The organism is Jeotgalibaca sp. A122, from assembly GCF_052266715.1.
Lineage (GTDB): Bacteria > Bacillota > Bacilli > Lactobacillales > Aerococcaceae > Jeotgalibaca.
The window spans coordinates 26,023-43,496 of record NZ_JBQPRB010000004.1 but is presented as its reverse complement, the minus strand read 5'-3'; the positions used below and the strand labels follow the sequence as shown (position 1 = coordinate 43,496).

The window sequence follows — 17,474 nt, the reverse complement described above, 5'->3', positions numbered from 1 at the left end:
TCAGTATAAATGAAGAGAAATTTAATCATTATTCGAACAAAAAAATGAAAGTAGGAATAAACATGGATAAAAAACGTATCCTTACCGTTTCAGAGAAAGCAGTGCCCCATATCAAGAAAGGTGATCCACTATTATCACCGATCAGCTTTGAAGAAGAATTAGAATTTACCGAAGGTGAACAAGTTCAGATTGTTTCACCTGTGGGCCAATTTTTAGGTGAAGCTTATTTGGCGAAACAAAACAAAGGAATAGGCTGGATTTATTCATTTGAACAAGGGACAGATTTTGATTCTGCTTTTTTCCTGAATCAATTTAATCAAGCGCTCAAAAAACGCCAGGCATTACTTGATAGTGATGACACGGATGCGTTCCGTTTGTTCAACGCAGAAGGGGATGGCATCCCGGGATTATCTATTGATTATTATGCCGGTTTTGCGGTTATATCTTGGTACAGTGAAGGTATCTACCATTATAAAGAACAAATTATTTCAGCTTTCCAGGAAATCTTCCTGTTTGTAAAAGGGGTTTATGAAAAACGTCGTTACCAACAGGATGACGCCAAAGCGAGCGGCTTTGTTTATGGTGAAAAAGCGCCTTCCCCACATTATGTAAGAGAAAATAATGTTTTGTATGCTACATATTTGGATGAAGGATGGATGACTGGTATCTTCCTGGATCAACGTCATGTGCGCCGCGATTTAATGCAAACATACGCACCGGGAAAAACCGTTTTAAATACCTTCAGTTATACCGGCGCTTTTTCCGTCGCTGCTGCGATGGGTGGCGCATCCCACACGACAAGTGTAGATGTGGCTAATCGATCATTGGAAAAAACCCGTGAACAATTTGAAATAAATGGCATGGATCCAGCTGAGCATAAAATCCATGTTATGGACGTTTTTGATTACATCCAATACGCAAAACGAAAAGCCATGACTTTTGATGTCATCGTTGTGGACCCGCCAAGTTTTGCGCGTACAAAAAAACGTACTTTCTCTGTGTTGAAAGATTATGGCACTATGATTGAAGACTTGATTGATATATCTGCTGATAAGGGAATATTCATCCTTTCAAGTAACGCTGCCACTTACAAACGCAAAAAATTCCGGAGCGACCTGGAGAAGGCCTTCCGGAACAAAGGAATCGATTATTCTATTGTAAAAGAGTACGGTTTGCCGGAAGACTTTGCAACTGCAACAGGAAGTCCGACAAGTAACTATTTAAAAGTATTCGTTATTCAAAAACATTAATCGGTAGCCGCGTGCATGCCGGCAGCATGGCCGGTTACAAAAGCACCGGTAATGTTATAGCCACCTGTATAGCCGTTGTAATCCAGTAATTCACCGCAGAAGTAGAGACCTTGCTGGCATTTACTTTCCATTGTTTTTGGATTTACTTCTTTTGTTGAAACACCGCCGCCGGTTACAAAGGCTTTATCAAGAGGCAACGTTCCGTCCGCCATGAAGGTGAATGCTTTACTAAATTGTGCAAATGCTTTAATATCTTTTGGCTGGAGTGACTTTAATGTCTGATCTGGATCGATGCCTGCCTGTTCAAGACCGAACAGCAAGTACCGTTCAGGCATTAAGTCTTTCCAGCCATTTTTTACGTTCTTGTCTGGCGTTTCGCGGATTAACCGCTGCAAATCCTGTTCGACTTGGCCGAGGCTGCTATTTGGAAAAACATCCAATGCCATCATTACTTCGTCTACCTTGTCGCGCTTTTTAGTTTGATGGATAAACATTGAACACCGTAATGCCGCCGGGCCCGATACGCCAAAATGCGTGAAAATCATATCCATTTGGTGGCTGACTACGGTCTTGCCTTTTTTATTCCGAACGCTTAAAGCCACATCACGTAAGGATAGTCCTTTCAAAACACGTGAGACAATAAATGGTTCCGAAGACGTAATCGGTGCTTCCGTCGGGTAAAGCTCTGTGATTGTATGACCAACCTGTTTGGCGAAACGGTAGCCATCACCTGTGGAACCTGTACGCGAGTAGGTTTTTCCACCTGTTGCCAAAACCACACTGTCTGCCGGTATGACTGTTCCGTCATCCAAGGTCACTCCTGTAATTTTTCCGTTTTCATAATTCAATTTTGAGACGGTTACTTTCGTTTGGACGTTAACGTTTCTTCTCTTCAATTCATCTATGAAAGCTTCTAGAATAGTACGTGCCTTATCTGTTACGGGAAACATCCGGCCGTGATCTTCTTCCTTCAGTGCAATCCCGCGTGATGTAAAGTAGTGCATAATATCATATTGACTGAATTGATCGAAAGCACTATGTAAAAAGCGACCATTCCCGGGAATATGCGCAATAATTTCATCTTCCGGACGATTGTTGGTTACATTACATCTACCCCCACCGGTCAATATCAATTTTTTTCCTAAGTTGGGGTTTTTTTCCAATAAAGTGACAGACGCACCGTATTCTGCAGCAGTGGAAGCAGCCATTAACCCACTGGATCCGCCACCAATAACAATTACTTTTTTACTCATATTATTTAAAAACTCCTCAATTTCTTTGTTTATATATATTTTAACACCGATAGCGCACTAAATTATAGTATAATAACATTAACTAATAAAGAAGCAAAGGAGAAACTCTAAATGGATTTTACTAAAATAGTTGCTTTAAACCGCCCGACCGAAAATTTGGTAACGGTTGAACTGACGGACGCACAAATCGAAGCCATCATTGTAGCTGGCTTAGCTGCACCGATTCCAGAAGAACTTTACAACAAATTCCACATTACTTTTTACTCTGAGGAAGAAAATAAAAAAGGTCCGGTTAATATAGTTGTTTCACTTAAAGACGGTGAAGAATTGGAAAGTAGTAAATATTTGTTCGCTGGAATGATTATGGCGCAAATGCAATTAGCAACAACCAATTTATTGCTCGGCTATCAATTCATTACCGATGAAGCAGGATTTATCAAACTTTCAACACCAGAGAAGAAACAAGAAATCGGTATTCCAGATAATTACACACCTATTCAGCAATTGCGTGTGGGTTACCCCGAACATAAAGTGGACACCAGAGAAATGCATGGCTTATCTACATTGATGGAGCGCTTTGGCTAATAGATAAATATAAAAAAGGAAGCATCACCAACAATTTCATTGTAGTGATGCTTTATTTTTAATCAGAGGTGGTGACTGAGATGGCTTATATCTCTTTACAGGATGTCAGTAAATATTATCAAATGGGTGAAACTAAAATAAAAGCCAATGATGGCATTTCGTTCGATATTGAAAAAGGTGAATTTGTCGTTATCCTGGGGCCATCGGGAGCTGGTAAATCGACCGTTTTGAATATATTAGGTGGTATGGACCAAGCAAGCGAGGGACGTATCATGGTGGATGGAACCAATATAGCGACGTTCTCGAGGAAGCAATTGACGAACTACCGCCGTCTTGATGTCGGCTTTGTCTTCCAATTTTATAATCTCGTACCAAATTTAACCGCTCGGGAAAATGTGGAGCTGGCTGCTCAAATTACCAATCGTGCTCTTGATGCAGCAGTGGTATTGGCGGATGTGGGGTTAACTGACCGCTTAAGTAACTTTCCAGCCCAATTATCGGGTGGCGAACAACAACGGGTTGCGATTGCCCGCGCAATTGCCAAACAACCGAAGTTATTGTTGTGTGATGAACCGACGGGAGCGCTCGATTATGAAACCGGGAAACAAGTTCTGAAGTTGCTTCAGGACACATGCCGGGATACTGGGACAACCGTTGTGGTTATTACCCATAATCAAGCCATTGCACCAATGGCAAATCGTGTCATTGAAATTAATAATGCTAAAGTTCGTGCCATCCGTGAAAATAAAAACCCTTTGCCAGTTTCTGACATTGAATGGTAAGGGGTTGGACAGGATGAATAAAAAAGCACTTTGGAAAGATATCTGGAAGGGCATCTGGAATAATAAAGCGCGTTTTTTGGCATTACTCGCGATTATTATATTAGGTACCGGTTTTTTTGGGGGAATCAGTGCAACGGGGCCCAATATGTTAAACACCGCAGAAGGCTATTATAGTGAAAACAAACTTTTTGATTTAAAAGTTCTTTCTACATACGGTATCGAAACAGAAGACCTTGATTCATTGAAAGAGGTGGAAGATATTGAAATTCACCCTGCGCAGTCATTCGACGCAACAATGGATGGGTATGAATATATCCTCCGTCTTTACGGACATGATGACGCGGGTGAAGTAAATGAATATGCCGTCGTATCTGGTCGGCTGCCCGAAAAAACGGGTGAAATTGCACTGGATGCCGAAATGAAAAACTTTAATCAGACACTCTCAATAGGAGAAAGTGTGACTTTCAGTTTTGAAACACCAGACGAAGAAGCACCCGCTTTAACTAATCAAACGTATAAAGTCGTCGGGTTCGTGAATTCCCCACTATTTATCGAAAAAATAAGTCGAGGAAATACACAAACAGGTAAAGGGACGCTGGACGGTTTTGGTGTGGTTTCTGCTGAAGATATCCAAGGGGACTTGTATAGTGAGGTTTACCTCACTTTTGAAGGAGAACAATCTGCCTACACAGATAACTATCAAAAGATAGTAGATAAAAAAACAGAAGAAGTCGAATTAGCTTTAAATGGTCGGCCATTGGAAAGGATCAACGAAATCCGTTCCGAAGGTCGTCAGGAAATTTTTAAGGCAGAAGAAGCGCTCGCCGATGCAAAAGCTGAAATTGAAAAGGCTGAGGGTGAATTGGCCTCTGCCCGTATGAAACTTGATGAGGCTTGGCAAACGTATGAGGCGAATTTGGAGACTTTTGAAGCTGAGATGAACGCGGCTGAGACGGAAATCAATCGCCAACAAGCTGTTTTAGATACCGGCTATACGCAATACTACCAAGGTTTGTCAGAATGGGAGGCAGGCACGGACCAATATGCGGCTGCTAAGGCTGCTTGGGAAATCCAGCGCCAAGCGTTATTAAGGCAACTGGATACGGCAGTTACCTTAGAAGGGATTGTCCAAAATCCAATTCCTACTCCTGAAGGTGAGGCTTTAGTAGCCAAAGTCCAGCAATTGTTGGATGCTGAAACACAGGTTAATGATGCCCGAGCACAATTGGACCGTCTTGCTGCCTCTTTTCAGACGCAAGAAGAAAATCTACGCGCTGAAGAGGCTGAACTTCAAACAGCAGAAACACAACTGAGCGATGCTAGTTTAGCCATCCAATCACAAAAAGAGGTCCTTGCTGTTCACCAAAACCAATTGAACTATGTTCAGCAACAGCTTCAAATTCCTTACGAAAATTTGACTGATGAAGATAAGGAACGGATGCGCAGTGAAGTTGAAGGGCAAGGGAATCAGACGTTAGTCTATCAACCGTTCTTGCAATATATAAACGGTGAAGTCCCGGCTGCTGAATTTAACGCAGTTATTGAACAAGAACAAGCACTCCAGACAAGTCTTGCGACGGGCATTCAAGAGCAGGAAGCTAAATTGGCTGAAGAGAGTGCGCGTATTCAACAGGCTAAAGCGACATTGATTGAACAAGGTCAGCAACTGGAAGCTGCGAAACGTTCTTATACCAATAATGTGCAAATATTAGAAATCCGCTCTCAGGAATTGCAACGCGCCAAAAATACACTCTTGGCTGAAGTGCAATCTTCATTGCAAGCGATTCAAGGGCAAATAAATGCGGCTGATAATCAATTTATGGAACAAGCAAATGCACTGGCATCCTCTCATGCAGAACTGGAAGCTGCGAAACGTGAGCTTGATGCTGGTCAGGCTGAACTTTCTAATGGAAAGAATCGCTTGGCAACGGAACGGGCGGAAGGTGAAAGCCAGTTAAGAGATGCCCGAAAACAGATTGAAGCAAGGGAAGCCGAATACGCTGAAGGAATGACAGCGTTTGAAGCTGAGAAGGAATCAGCAGAAGCTGAAATCCAAAAAGCTGAAACAGAATTATTGAAAGCCCGTAGTGATTTACAAGCCTTGGATGAACCGGTTTATTTTGTCCAAGATCGAACGAACAATCCAGGCTATGAGGGATATGGTGATAATGCCAAACGTATTTCTTCAATTGCGGAAGTTTTCCCGGTCTTTTTCTTCCTGATTGCCGCGTTGATCAGTTTTACGACCATGACTCGGATGGTGGATGAGCAACGCACGCAAATTGGTACCCTTAAAGGCCTAGGTTACAGCAATTTTGATATATCCCTTAAATTCTTGGTTTATGCAGCAAGTGCTGGGATAATTGGAACTGTATCGGGACTTTTACTCGGTTATTGGTTGTTCCCAACCCTGATTTACAATGCTTACAGTTCCCTGTACAATTTGCCGGATATTCAATTAAACCAATATCCTTCCTATACAGGGATTGCCGTCATTGTTGCCCTTTTATGCACAGTGGGTCCTGCTGGGTTGGCAAGCTATCGCACGTTGATTGAAACGCCAGCCTCCATCATGCGTCCCAAAGCACCCAAACAGGGGAAACGGGTCTTGCTTGAACGTATTCCCGTTATCTGGAATCGCCTTAACTTCAATGCCAAAATAACAATCCGCAACTTGGTGCGTTATAAAGTCCGCAATTCCATTACCGTAATAGGTGTAGCCGGATGTATGGCATTAATCTTGACCGGTTTTGCTCTCAGTAATTCAATTTCCGGTCTGGCAGAAACGCAATTTTCTGAAGTTATGAAATATGATGCTGTGGTCGCATTGAAACCAGATCGGACCCGTTCTGATTTGCAGAGTTATGAGGAAGTGAGAAATGATTTTTCTGAAGTCGCCTCTCATCTGTACACATTGCAGGAGACATATAAAGCGGAAAGAGCGGGGATAACAACTCAGGATGTGAATGTATTTGTTCCTGAGGGGACTGATTCCTTGGAAGAATTCGTTCGCTTGAAAGAACGAAACAGTAACGAAGCACATGTTTTAAATGATGAAGGGGCGATTATATCTGAAAAACTGGCTGACTTGATGGCTGTGGAACCGGGTGATGAAATTATCATCCATGACGAAGAAGAAATGACCTATCGTATTCCAATTGCTTCAGTGACAGAAAATTATACAGGACATTACCTCTACCTTTCGCGTAATTTATATCAATCGGTATTTTCAGAAGCATTCGTGCCGAACAGTGATTTGCTGGTTATTGATAATGGTGGAGCATGGGAAGCTGAATTTGCCGAAAATGCAATGGGGAACGAAAATGTCGCGTTAGTGACCTATATGTCAGTCATTCATGAAGCATTCGGGGACACATTGGAAAGCTTGGATGTTATTACGTTGGTATTAATCATTTCCGCAGCGGCCTTGGCATTTGTGGTTTTGTACAATTTGACCAACATCAATGTTTCCGAACGAATCAGGGAACTTTCTACCATTAAAGTATTGGGATTTTTCGATATGGAAGTTAGTTTATATGTCTACCGTGAAACGTTTATATTAACGATTATCGGTATTTTACTCGGGTTTGGAATGGGGAATATTTTAGCGACCGTCCTTCTCAAAATGGTCGAAGTTGATTTTATGCTATTTCCCATCACGATAGCTCCCATCAGTTATTTTTATTCAACAGTTTTAACCCTTGTATTTTCAATTATTGTCATGATGATCATGCATGTAAAATTAAAACAAGTAGATATGATTGAAGCGCTCAAGAGCGTTGAATGATGAATAAACCGGCAATTTCTAGAGAATAAATAGAAAGGCCGGTTTTTTTATTTGGTAATAAAATAAGCTGATAAGTACTCTGCCAGCAATGGAAGCGAGACCACAAAAAGGGATGATCAAAACGTATTTTTTTTTTCAAAAAACGGGTTGCTTAAATTGTCAGAATATTCTATACTATAAACATTAAAATTTAAGGAGAAAATCTCCTGTGTGAATGAAGAGAAGCATTGGATAGTATAAATGAATTTAAGCGGAGGGGATTTTTAATGAAGAAGAAGTATTGGTTGGGATTGTCATCTATGTTGCTTTTGGCTGCTTGTGGTAATGGTGCTGGGGAAGACGCATCATCCGATGGCGCAGCAGGCGGAGATGGGTCCGGCGTAGTAATCGGTGGTAACTTCGAATTATCAGGTGGCGCTGGGGCTTACGGAACTCCAATGAGCAATGGTGTAGAGCTTGCTATTGAACAAAAAAATGCAGACGGCGGCGTATTGGACGATGACGTAACATACAAAGTTTACGACAATACTTCTGTTGCTCAAGAAGCTGCATCTGTTGCAACACGTTTAGCTACAGAAGACAAAGTAACAGCAATCATTGGACCTGCAACAACAGGAGATGCAAACGCACAAACACCGGTCGTTGATCGTGCGGGTGTTCCAGCTGTTTTACCTGCAGCAACAGGTGACATGGTTACAATGAAGGATGATGAAACAGTATGGGAATATATTTTCCGTGTTTGTTTCCAGGATTCATTCCAAGGAGAAGTGTTAGCTAACTTTGCTGAAAACGAATTAGGGGCTAAAAAAGCTGTTATTCTTCAAGACAATTCAACAGACTATGCTGTTGGACTGACTGAATCCTTCAAGGGTGTCTTCACAGGCGAAATTGTAGCAGAAGAAAACTTCTCAGACGGTGATACAGACTTTAATGCAATCCTTACAAATATCCGCGACAAAGATTTTGATGTCATCTTTATCCCAGGTTATTATGAAGAAGCTGGTTTGTTGATTAAACAAGCACGTGAAATGGGTATTACACAACCAATTTTGGGACCAGATGGTTTTGCAAACTCCACATTGGTTGAACTGGCTGGCGCTGATAATGTAGACGATGTATTTTACGCAGGTCACTTTACACCAAATAGTGAAGACCAAAAAGTAAAAGACTTCTTGGCTGCCTATGAAGAAAAATTTGGTGTGGAAGCCGATTCCTTCGCAGCATTGGCATATGACGCGGCCAACCTTGTACTGCAAGCAGTTGAAACTGCTGGCTCTACAGATTCAAAAGCTGTAACAGAGGCAATTGCATCAACTACTGATTTTGAAGGGGTAACAGGAACATTCTCATTGGATGAAAACCACAACCCAGTTAAGAGTACTTTTGTTATCGAATTGCAAGACGGTGAAGAGGCTGGAAATACAGTCGTAGCACCACAATAATAATGTAGGAGGCTAGACATCTGTCTCGCCTCCTTTCAGACTTTTTAGAAAGCAAAGAGGTGTAAGATATGGAAAGCTTTATCCAGCAGATGGTAAACGGAATCTCACTGGGAAGCATTTATGCGCTCATCGCCCTCGGTTATACGATGGTTTACGGTATTATCAAATTGATTAACTTTGCCCACGGTGATATTTATATGGTAGGGGCCTTTATCGGCTACGGCATGATCCAAAATGTCGGGTTGGGATTAGTTCCAGCCCTTGTTATTTCGATGATCTTGTGTGCAATTTTAGGAGTAGTGATTGAAAAAATTGCCTATCGTCCTTTGCGTGGAGCAACACGGATTGCAGCCTTGATCACAGCAATTGGGGTTTCTTATTTACTCCAAAATTTAATGATTTACTTTATGGGACCAGAACGTCGAGCATTCCCGACAGCATTGGAAACACGTATTTTTAGGTTGGGCACGGTGCAAATTAATTCACAACAATTAGTGATCATCGCAACAACGATTATTTTGATGATTGCTTTGCAGATTATCGTTAAATATACAACGATGGGTAAAGCGATGCGTGCTGTTAGTACGGATCAAGATGCGGCTCAACTAATGGGAATCAACGTTGATAATGTTATTTCTTTTACATTTGTAATGGGCTCCGCACTTGCAGGAGCGGCAGGCGTGTTGGTTGGTATTTATTATAACTCCATTGATCCATTGATGGGTGTGACACCAGGGCTAAAAGCTTTCGTAGCTGCAGTTTTCGGCGGAATTGGTATTATCCCGGGTGCCATGTTGGGTGGTTATTTAATTGGTATCATCGAAACAATGGTCAGTGCTTATGGTGGTTCAATGTTTAAGGATGCGGTCGTTTACTTGATCTTGATTATTATCTTGATTGTAAAACCATCCGGTATCCTTGGCAAAAACGTAAAAGAGAAAGTGTAGGTGACGCAGATGAAACAGTTCAATAAATATAACTTAGGCTGGTTCCTGCTGATTGCCGTCAGTGGTATTGCACTATTTTTTGGTGTCAGTTCCGGCCTGATTTCAACTTTCCAACAAATTACTTTAATGACTATTTTAATTAACATTATTTTGGCAATCGGGTTAAACCTTGTCATCGGTTTTTCAGGGCAGTTCTCCCTTGGACATGCCGGTTTTATGGCTATTGGTGCTTATAGTGGTGCTGTAGTCAGCAAGTATATCGATGGCTTGGCTGGCTTTTTCGTGGGTATATTGGTGGGGATGGTTATCGCGATGCTTGTTGCGATGATAGTTGGGATCCCAACGCTTCGTCTAAAAGGAGATTACCTGGCAATCGCAACACTGGGAGTTGCGGAAATCATTCGTATATTAATCATTAATATGCCTGATTTAACCAATGGAGCCAGAGGGATTAGCGGTATTTCTTTCCCGTTCGAATCCAATTTAAGCTTCATTATGGTGACTTTTGCCTTTGTTATTGTGACAACCATTGTCATTGTGAACTACATCAAGAGTAGCCCTGGTCGTGCAACGATATCTATTCGAGAAGATGAAATCGCGGCAGAATCAATGGGAATCAATACAACCCTTTATAAAGTGATTGCGTTTATGTTGGGAGCAATGACTGCCAGCATCGCGGGAAACTTGTACGCAACGTTCTTTAGTGTTATCAACCCAGCAGACTTTACATTCCAAAAATCCATCGATATTTTGATTATCGTTGTATTTGGTGGAATTGGTAGTGTGACTGGAACGGTCGTTGCTGCAGTTGTTTTAGGTTTACTTAATACCGTATTACAATCGGCAGGACAACTGCGGATGGTATTTTATGCGATTGCCTTAATCGCTATCATGGTATTCCGCCCAGGTGGATTGCTTGGAAACAAAGAGTTTACAATTTCAGGAATTTTGGATCGTAAGAAAGGGGTGGAGAAATGAGTTTATTGGAAGTGACAGATTTAACTAAAAACTTTGGTGGTCTTGCGGCTCTTTCTAACGTCAATTTCCACCTTGAAAGTAATGAATTAGTTGGTTTGATTGGACCGAATGGTGCTGGTAAAACAACGTTTTTCAACCTTTTAACGGGTGTTTATGTTCCATCTGAAGGGGATATTCTCCTGGAAACAGATGGAGTAAAAACCAAATTAAATGGAAAAAAACCTTATGTCATAACAGACTTAGGATTAGCACGGACTTTCCAGAATATTCGTTTGTTTAAAGATTTGACGGTTATCGAAAATGTTATGATTGCTTTGCATAGTAAAAGTGGTATCGGAACGCTGCACAGTATCTTCCGTACTCCCAAATATTATGATAATGATCGCAAATTACGTGAAGAGGCAGTAGAACTTCTTAAAATTTTTAATCTTGAAAATAAATTGGAAACATTGGCACGTAATCTGCCTTACGGTGAACAACGTCGTTTGGAAATAGTACGGGCCTTGGCAACACAACCGAAAATCCTGTTTTTAGATGAACCGGCTGCGGGAATGAATCCACAGGAAACAGCAGAGTTAACAGGACTAATTAAACAGATTCAACAGCAATTCAAAATCACTGTCGTTTTAATCGAACACGATATGTCATTGGTTATGAATGTTTGCGAACGTATCTATTGTTTGGAGTACGGCCGTTTAATTGCGGAAGGTACACCTGAAGAAATCCAAAAAAATCCAGCTGTTATTAAAGCATACTTGGGAGGCGAGTAATCATGCTGAAAGTTAAAAATCTATCTGTCAATTATGGCATGATTCAAGCCGTGAAAGATATCTCTTTTGAGGTTAATGAAGGAGAAATTGTTTCACTCATCGGTGCCAATGGCGCTGGGAAAACAACAATCTTGCGAACTATTTCCGGACTTGTACGTCCGGCTTCCGGTCAGATCGAATATCTGGGAACCGACATTGCTAAGGATGCACCACGGAAAATCGTTGAAAAAGGATTGATTCAGGTTCCGGAAGGACGTCATGTTTTCAAGGGCCTAACGGTTCAAGAAAACTTGGATCTGGGTAGTTTTACGCGGAAAGACAAAGCAAATATCAACGCGGATCTGGAACATGTTTTTGAACGATTCCCCATTTTGGCAGAACGTAAAAATCAAGACGCGGCCACTCTTTCTGGTGGTGAACAACAAATGTTGGCAATGGGGCGGGCATTGATGTCCAAACCGAAATTGTTGTTACTGGATGAGCCTTCAATGGGATTGGCCCCAATCTTTATTAAAGAGATTTTCCGTATTATTCAAGATATTCAAAAACAAGGAACGACTATTTTGTTGATTGAACAAAATGCTAAAGTTGCTTTGCAAATTTCTGATCGCGGCTATGTTTTGGAAACGGGTAAAGTTGTCCTAACCGATACAGGTGAGAAGTTATTGCAAAGTGATGCAGTTCAAAAAGCCTATCTAGGAGGGTAATGCATGGATGTAAATAGCTATATGTCAAAAGATTTAATAACGATTGATCCAGGTACAAAAATTTTGGATGCACTTGATTTAATGAAAAAGCACAACATTCACCGTCTGCCTGTTGTTGAAGGGAATCGCTTGATCGGTTTGGTCACTGAGGGAATCGTTAGCCGTAATACACCATCAACCATGACAAGTTTGGATATGCGTGAAGTAACGTATTTGTTGAATAGAACGAGCGCCAAGGATATCATGGAAAAGAACGTAATTACGATACATAAAGATGCTTTGTTGGAAGAAGCGGCCGTTAGCATGCGGAAAAATGCGATTAGTGTTTTGCCGGTTGTTGAAGGAGAAAATAACTTGGTCGGCATTATTACCGAAAAAGATATTTTGGATGCTTTTGTTGATGTTCTTGGCTTCTATACACCTGGCGTTCGTGTAGTCATCAATATTCCCGAAGACCGTAAAGGTGTTTTGGAGGAAGTCACAGACTTCTTTGCGGAAGCAGAAATTAATATCCAGCAAATTGCGGTCTATCGCAAAGATCGCATACAAGTGGTTATCCAAGTTGATAGTACGGATGTTGATGGTATTAAATCCCATTTAGAAGCGCAAGGGTTTGAAGTGGGTTCCATTATGTATAAAGATAATCAAGTCAAATAGTGCAAAGAAGCCAGGCGCCTGCTTGGTTTTTTTGTATACATAATCAAAGTATTCATCTATTCTCTCGAAAGAAGGATTGGCTATTTCCTTGTGATAAGGTAAACTAGAAGCTTACTCTATGAACTGGGAAATGAGATGTGGGTACGATGGAAACAAAGATCTATTTACTTTTGACGGACACGGGGAGCCTGTTGTCGCAGACGATTAAACAATTCACTAAACAAAAATACAACCATTGTTCTTTAGCGTTTGATTTAGAGCTAGATCAGACCTACAGTTTTGGGCGGAAGCAGCCATGGAATCCTCTTAACGGAGGATTTGTACAGGAGGATGTCCATTCTGACTTTTTCATGTCCAGCGATTGTGCGCTTTATTCATTGATCGTGACTGATGAACAAAAAAATAAAATGATCCGGTTTATCGAAAAGACAAAACAACAAGAGAATGAAATGAAATATAACTTTTTAGGCTTGGTTGCAGCAAATTTGGAAATTGAATGGCAAAGGGAATACCATTATTTCTGTTCAGAATTCGTTGCCACTACCTTGACTGAAGGGGGCGTATTTTTTCCTTCAAAGCCTTTGTCCTTTATCGCGCCTTATGATTTGATAGACGCCTTGCCATTAGAGCTTATCTTTGAGGGTACTGTTTATGAATACATCCAAATGACTAAAGGAATATGGTTAGCAACAATATAAGAAGCTTGGTGCATGGGTGCACCAAGCTTTTTTTGCCCCTTTTTTTAGTCATAGAAAACCCTTTACTTTTTTTTGTATAAAGCTATATTATAGTGTTGTGTTACACGTATTAAGTGTATAATAGAACTATCTTAGACTAAAGGAGGCTTTCTCATGAATCAAGCACTAACAGCAATTGTTTTACACGCAATTAAAGAACAGTATGTGAGCGAAAAAGCATTTTATTCTGGTCAATTAGGTATTTCTTCTCAAAGTTGGGATCGATGGAAAAAAGGTGAGCACGGTTTGAGGCCGGACAATATGAATATTGTTTCGCGTCTGTTTACAGACTACGAGTGGATGCTCGTACAAAAAGTCTCCCGCAATGCAGATATTTTGCCGGAGGTTTCTGAGAATCCTGTCCGTGAGTATCAATTTTTGAAATATCAAGTGGCTAAAAAATGGCTGCAAACTGGCTTGGCAACCATTACTTGGAAAAGTAGTGAAAATCATGAGCATGATGAAGGTCACCGTAAACCGGCAACCACGACTTTACGTCTAGAAGCAAGTTATGATTTCTGGAGTTACAAGGATATTCTGGATTTACGTCTACCAAGTGTCATCCGTTACCAAATCGAATCACAAAAAGTGGATTTGTTGGAATGGATGGCAGAGAACGACCCAGACAGTATCGAAGCAATGAAGTAAAAAAATAAATACTAAATGAGTGACTATGTTTTGTGATAAGATAGGGAATGAAAATTCTGTCCAAGAAAGGTCTCTTTTATAATGATGAACAATAATTCGAAAAATAAAAAAATACTTGCAACGTTGGCTCTTTCAGGTTTTACTATCTTTAGTTTGAGTGCTTGTGGTCTGGTGTCAAACACACCTGACAAGCAAGAATCTTCGTCCGAAATTATCAGCCAATTGGAGTCACATTCTGAATCATTACCGGGTTCACAAGTAACCGAATCTTCTGAAAACCCCAAGGCAAGTGAAATAGAAGCTTTGGAAAGCAAATTAGTTAAAACACCGGATGTCCATTCTTCGGATTGGAATTTGATTTTAGTCAATCAAGCCAATCAACTAACGGAAGATCTTGATTTCGAACCTTATACCGCTTCGAGTGGTGAAGTGATGGATGCGCGTGTGGCCGAAGATTTCGAACGAATGATTGCAGATGGCGAGGCACAAGGCCTACAGTTTATTTTTGAATCAGGTTATCGCTCTTATGCATACCAAGAACAAATATACAATAATGTTTACAATGGCCATATTAATAATGGCTATTCTGAAGCAGATGCGCAGGCAATGACTGAAGATTTTATTGCTGTTCCTGGAACAAGTGAGCATATGACGGGATTGGCTCTTGATATTACAGAGCCAAGTATCCACCATCTGGAGAACGGACTCATTACCGAGTTTGAAAATACACAGGAAGGACAATGGCTACACCAAAATGCATCTGATTATGGTTTTATTTTACGGTATCCACGAGGTAAAGAAGGCATTATTGATGTGAATTATGAATCTTGGCATTTTCGTTATGTCGGGCAAGAAAATGCGCAATATATAACTGAGAACGATTTAGCACTGGAAGAATATATTGCAATTTTGAAGAATAACGAAGCGATTCGTCAGCAAATAAGCGAACTATCAGAATAGCTCATTGTTGGGGGAGCAGAGAATGGCGATAATGAAATGGAATAAACAGTCAAAACGAAGAGTACGACAAATAAAACAAAAGGTAATTGGTTTCTTATTTGCCTGTACCGTGATTTTTATGGCGGGATATTCAATTAATGAGAGCTACTCTTCTTCAAACGGGGCGCATCCAGAAGCCTTGACGCTCGAGAAGGAACAAGCATTCATCCAACTGATTTTGCCGGTATCGCAAACGATGTATGAAATTTACGGTATCAGGCCCAGTGTCAGTATTGCCCAAGCAATTTTAGAATCGGATTGGGGCGAAAGTGAACTGGCAGCGAAATACAACAATCTTTACGGCAGAAAAACCAGTGATATAAATAATGCCGTATTAATGGAAACGAGTGAGTTTACAGATGGTGAGTGGGTCATTATTTCTGATTATTTTAAGGTATACCCTGATGTGACGGAATCCATCGAAGATCATGCAAAGTTGATGGTAGAGGGAACCGACTGGAATCCTGAGTTGTATCATCCAGTTATTGAAGCCCAGACTTATCAAGAAGCTTCCCAAGCGTTACGACAGTCGGGCTATGCAACGGACCCTGATTATCCGCAAAAACTGGTTGAAATTATTGAACGTTATGAACTCTATAAATATGATGTTCCAAGATAACCCGGAACGGTAAAATAAGGTGGTAAGGCAATGGTAACAATTAATCTACCTGGACAAACGATAGGCATCATAGGCAAAGGGAAGATGACAGAACGTCTTCAAGTAGCAGCGGAAGAACGCGGCTACCTTACTGCACTTTTTTCAAATGAAAAAGATGCGGACCTATTGGATTTTGCAAACAAAGCGAATCTCTTGGTCTTTGAATCCGAAACGGTCGAGACTGATGAGCTTGAGGCTCTGCAAAAGTATATAGAAATCCCCCAACTATCTGAAGCGATTTCCGTTACGCAAGACCGTTTGATTGAAAAAGTGTTTTTGGAATCATTGAATATTAATGTCGTTCCTTACGCCACCATTACGTCTGTCGAAGATTTAAAAGACGCCATCGGAAGCATTGGTTTTCCTTGTGTTTTAAAACCAATCCGGGTAGAAAAGAATCAGCCCAGTAACGTGATGCTTTATAGCGAGGAAGATTTTGGGAAAACCGAGCCATTATTACGCACCGGCACGTGTATCCTGGATGCTTGGGTTCCCTATGACCAAGAACTGGCGGTCTCCTTCGTCAGCGGCAAAAATGGGCAACTCGAAGCTTTTCCGGTTGTTGAAACAATTTATCAAAAACATCATCTGCAAGGAATTATTGCCCCTGCTCAAATTGAACCAGAGATGAGTCAAGCACTTGTAGCGATTGGTAAAAGCATAACTGAGGCAATGGCTCTTTGTGGAATTATCACCACTGAATTTTTGGTAACTGCTGTCGGTACGATTTATGTAAAACGAGTAACGACTGGGGTTCAAAAAATACTGGATTATACTCTGGATGGGACGAATATTAATCAATACGAACTGTTTATTCGCGCCATTTGCGGATTGCCAATTCCACCAGTAAAGCTCATCCAACCCGTTGTTTCTTATTTAGTTAAACCGCATGCTAAGGATTTGATGTTTAATCAAATCATGGTACAAGGTGAATGGTATTTACGAACCATAGATTCAGGCTGGTTAATCACTGCAATGAATGAAACATGGGAAACGATGATAGCATCTTTTCAAGCGGAGTAAATTTACAAAAATTTTACATGCTTTTTACGCGGAATCAATATGTACGGGTTATATTATAGGTACCCAAACCCTTCAATGGTTTCCCACAATAACCATTATTAAATACTCTCTGCCAATTTCGGCAGGGGGTATTTTTTTATTCATGAATAAGCTTAAAAACCCTTTAAAATCCAAAGATTTTCAATACGTTTCATTGATGATGAAGCTGTAAAATGATAGACTAGAGCATGATGCTTATGGAGAGAATAAGG

16 protein-coding genes are annotated in these 17,474 nt (G+C 40.8%); 15 read left to right on the top strand and 1 reads right to left on the bottom strand.

The genetic code is table 11. The annotated features are described in order from the left end of the window. Positions 1 to 62 precede the first annotated feature (62 nt). A complete protein-coding gene (locus ACTU7M_RS05755) occupies positions 63 to 1,250 on the top strand; it encodes a class I SAM-dependent methyltransferase (RefSeq protein WP_443473434.1) in 1,188 nt (395 codons plus the stop codon). On the opposite strand, the gene ACTU7M_RS05750 is transcribed toward ACTU7M_RS05755, so the two are convergent. Next, a complete protein-coding gene (locus tag ACTU7M_RS05750; RefSeq protein WP_443473433.1) occupies positions 1,247 to 2,503 on the bottom strand; it encodes an NAD(P)/FAD-dependent oxidoreductase in 1,257 nt (418 codons plus the stop codon). The two genes, ACTU7M_RS05755 and ACTU7M_RS05750, sit on opposite strands and share 4 nt — an antisense overlap. A gap of 111 nt (positions 2,504 to 2,614) precedes the next feature. Between ACTU7M_RS05750 and ACTU7M_RS05745 the strand changes: the two genes are divergently transcribed. From ACTU7M_RS05745 to ACTU7M_RS05680, 14 genes are all read left to right on the top strand, one after another. After that, on the top strand, positions 2,615 to 3,088 hold the full coding sequence (locus tag ACTU7M_RS05745) for a hypothetical protein (protein ID WP_443473432.1): 474 nt from the start codon (positions 2,615 to 2,617) through the stop codon (positions 3,086 to 3,088). An 80-nt stretch (positions 3,089 to 3,168) separates the two neighbouring features. Continuing rightward, entirely contained in the window at positions 3,169 to 3,870 is a 702-nt protein-coding gene (locus ACTU7M_RS05740) for an ABC transporter ATP-binding protein (protein WP_443473431.1), read from the top strand. 13 nt (positions 3,871 to 3,883) lie between these two features. Continuing rightward, entirely contained in the window at positions 3,884 to 7,657 is a 3,774-nt protein-coding gene (locus ACTU7M_RS05735; protein ID WP_443473430.1) for an FtsX-like permease family protein, read from the top strand. Between the two features lie 266 nt (positions 7,658 to 7,923). Then, positions 7,924 to 9,099: an ABC transporter substrate-binding protein gene (locus ACTU7M_RS05730; RefSeq protein WP_443473429.1), complete on the top strand. Its 1,176-nt coding sequence runs from the start codon at positions 7,924 to 7,926 to the stop codon at positions 9,097 to 9,099. 68 nt (positions 9,100 to 9,167) lie between these two features. Further along, a complete protein-coding gene (locus ACTU7M_RS05725; protein ID WP_443473428.1) occupies positions 9,168 to 10,046 on the top strand; it encodes a branched-chain amino acid ABC transporter permease in 879 nt (292 codons plus the stop codon). Between the two features lie 9 nt (positions 10,047 to 10,055). After that, on the top strand, positions 10,056 to 11,024 hold the full coding sequence (locus tag ACTU7M_RS05720) for a branched-chain amino acid ABC transporter permease (protein ID WP_443473590.1): 969 nt from the start codon (positions 10,056 to 10,058) through the stop codon (positions 11,022 to 11,024). Beyond that, on the top strand, positions 11,021 to 11,794 hold the full coding sequence (locus tag ACTU7M_RS05715) for an ABC transporter ATP-binding protein (RefSeq protein WP_443473427.1): 774 nt from the start codon (positions 11,021 to 11,023) through the stop codon (positions 11,792 to 11,794). Before ACTU7M_RS05720 ends, ACTU7M_RS05715 begins: the two co-directional genes overlap by 4 nt. A 2-nt stretch (positions 11,795 to 11,796) precedes the next feature. Continuing rightward, positions 11,797 to 12,501 carry an ABC transporter ATP-binding protein gene (locus ACTU7M_RS05710; RefSeq protein ID WP_443473426.1) on the top strand — a complete coding sequence of 235 codons (705 nt, stop codon included), beginning with the start codon at positions 11,797 to 11,799 and terminating at the stop codon, positions 12,499 to 12,501. Positions 12,502 to 12,504: 3 nt separating this feature from the next. Further along, complete coding sequence (locus tag ACTU7M_RS05705; protein WP_443473425.1) at positions 12,505 to 13,158, top strand: CBS and ACT domain-containing protein; 654 nt, start codon at positions 12,505 to 12,507, stop codon at positions 13,156 to 13,158. 146 nt (positions 13,159 to 13,304) lie between these two features. Further along, positions 13,305 to 13,856: a hypothetical protein gene (locus ACTU7M_RS05700; RefSeq protein ID WP_443473424.1), complete on the top strand. Its 552-nt coding sequence runs from the start codon at positions 13,305 to 13,307 to the stop codon at positions 13,854 to 13,856. A gap of 153 nt (positions 13,857 to 14,009) precedes the next feature. Continuing rightward, a complete protein-coding gene (locus ACTU7M_RS05695; RefSeq protein WP_443473423.1) occupies positions 14,010 to 14,543 on the top strand; it encodes a hypothetical protein in 534 nt (177 codons plus the stop codon). 81 nt (positions 14,544 to 14,624) lie between these two features. Beyond that, positions 14,625 to 15,503, top strand: a complete 879-nt coding sequence (locus ACTU7M_RS05690) for a M15 family metallopeptidase (RefSeq protein WP_443473422.1) — start codon at positions 14,625 to 14,627, stop codon at positions 15,501 to 15,503. 22 nt (positions 15,504 to 15,525) lie between these two features. After that, positions 15,526 to 16,161, top strand: a complete 636-nt coding sequence (locus ACTU7M_RS05685) for a glycoside hydrolase family 73 protein (RefSeq protein ID WP_443473421.1) — start codon at positions 15,526 to 15,528, stop codon at positions 16,159 to 16,161. A 30-nt stretch (positions 16,162 to 16,191) separates the two neighbouring features. After that, positions 16,192 to 17,223: an ATP-grasp domain-containing protein gene (locus ACTU7M_RS05680; protein WP_443473420.1), complete on the top strand. Its 1,032-nt coding sequence runs from the start codon at positions 16,192 to 16,194 to the stop codon at positions 17,221 to 17,223. The last annotated feature ends 251 nt before the right edge of the window (positions 17,224 to 17,474 follow it).

What these genes read in the sequence shown, in the direction of transcription:
- ACTU7M_RS05755 (WP_443473434.1), top strand. Translation starts at nt 63, where the DNA reads ATGGATAAAAAACGTATCCTTACCGTTTCAGAGAAAGCAGTGCCCCAT.
- ACTU7M_RS05735 (WP_443473430.1), top strand. Translation starts at nt 3,884, where the DNA reads ATGAATAAAAAAGCACTTTGGAAAGATATCTGGAAGGGCATCTGGAAT.
- ACTU7M_RS05720 (WP_443473590.1), top strand. Translation starts at nt 10,056, where the DNA reads ATGAAACAGTTCAATAAATATAACTTAGGCTGGTTCCTGCTGATTGCC.
- ACTU7M_RS05710 (WP_443473426.1), top strand. Translation starts at nt 11,797, where the DNA reads ATGCTGAAAGTTAAAAATCTATCTGTCAATTATGGCATGATTCAAGCC.
- ACTU7M_RS05705 (WP_443473425.1), top strand. Translation starts at nt 12,505, where the DNA reads ATGGATGTAAATAGCTATATGTCAAAAGATTTAATAACGATTGATCCA.
- ACTU7M_RS05730 (WP_443473429.1), top strand. Translation starts at nt 7,924, where the DNA reads ATGAAGAAGAAGTATTGGTTGGGATTGTCATCTATGTTGCTTTTGGCT.
- ACTU7M_RS05680 (WP_443473420.1), top strand. Translation starts at nt 16,192, where the DNA reads ATGGTAACAATTAATCTACCTGGACAAACGATAGGCATCATAGGCAAA.
- ACTU7M_RS05685 (WP_443473421.1), top strand. Translation starts at nt 15,526, where the DNA reads ATGGCGATAATGAAATGGAATAAACAGTCAAAACGAAGAGTACGACAA.
- ACTU7M_RS05695 (WP_443473423.1), top strand. Translation starts at nt 14,010, where the DNA reads ATGAATCAAGCACTAACAGCAATTGTTTTACACGCAATTAAAGAACAG.
- ACTU7M_RS05745 (WP_443473432.1), top strand. Translation starts at nt 2,615, where the DNA reads ATGGATTTTACTAAAATAGTTGCTTTAAACCGCCCGACCGAAAATTTG.
- ACTU7M_RS05750 (WP_443473433.1), bottom strand. Translation starts at nt 2,503, where the DNA reads ATGAGTAAAAAAGTAATTGTTATTGGTGGCGGATCCAGTGGGTTAATG.
- ACTU7M_RS05740 (WP_443473431.1), top strand. Translation starts at nt 3,169, where the DNA reads ATGGCTTATATCTCTTTACAGGATGTCAGTAAATATTATCAAATGGGT.
- ACTU7M_RS05700 (WP_443473424.1), top strand. Translation starts at nt 13,305, where the DNA reads ATGGAAACAAAGATCTATTTACTTTTGACGGACACGGGGAGCCTGTTG.
- ACTU7M_RS05725 (WP_443473428.1), top strand. Translation starts at nt 9,168, where the DNA reads ATGGAAAGCTTTATCCAGCAGATGGTAAACGGAATCTCACTGGGAAGC.
- ACTU7M_RS05690 (WP_443473422.1), top strand. Translation starts at nt 14,625, where the DNA reads ATGATGAACAATAATTCGAAAAATAAAAAAATACTTGCAACGTTGGCT.
- ACTU7M_RS05715 (WP_443473427.1), top strand. Translation starts at nt 11,021, where the DNA reads ATGAGTTTATTGGAAGTGACAGATTTAACTAAAAACTTTGGTGGTCTT.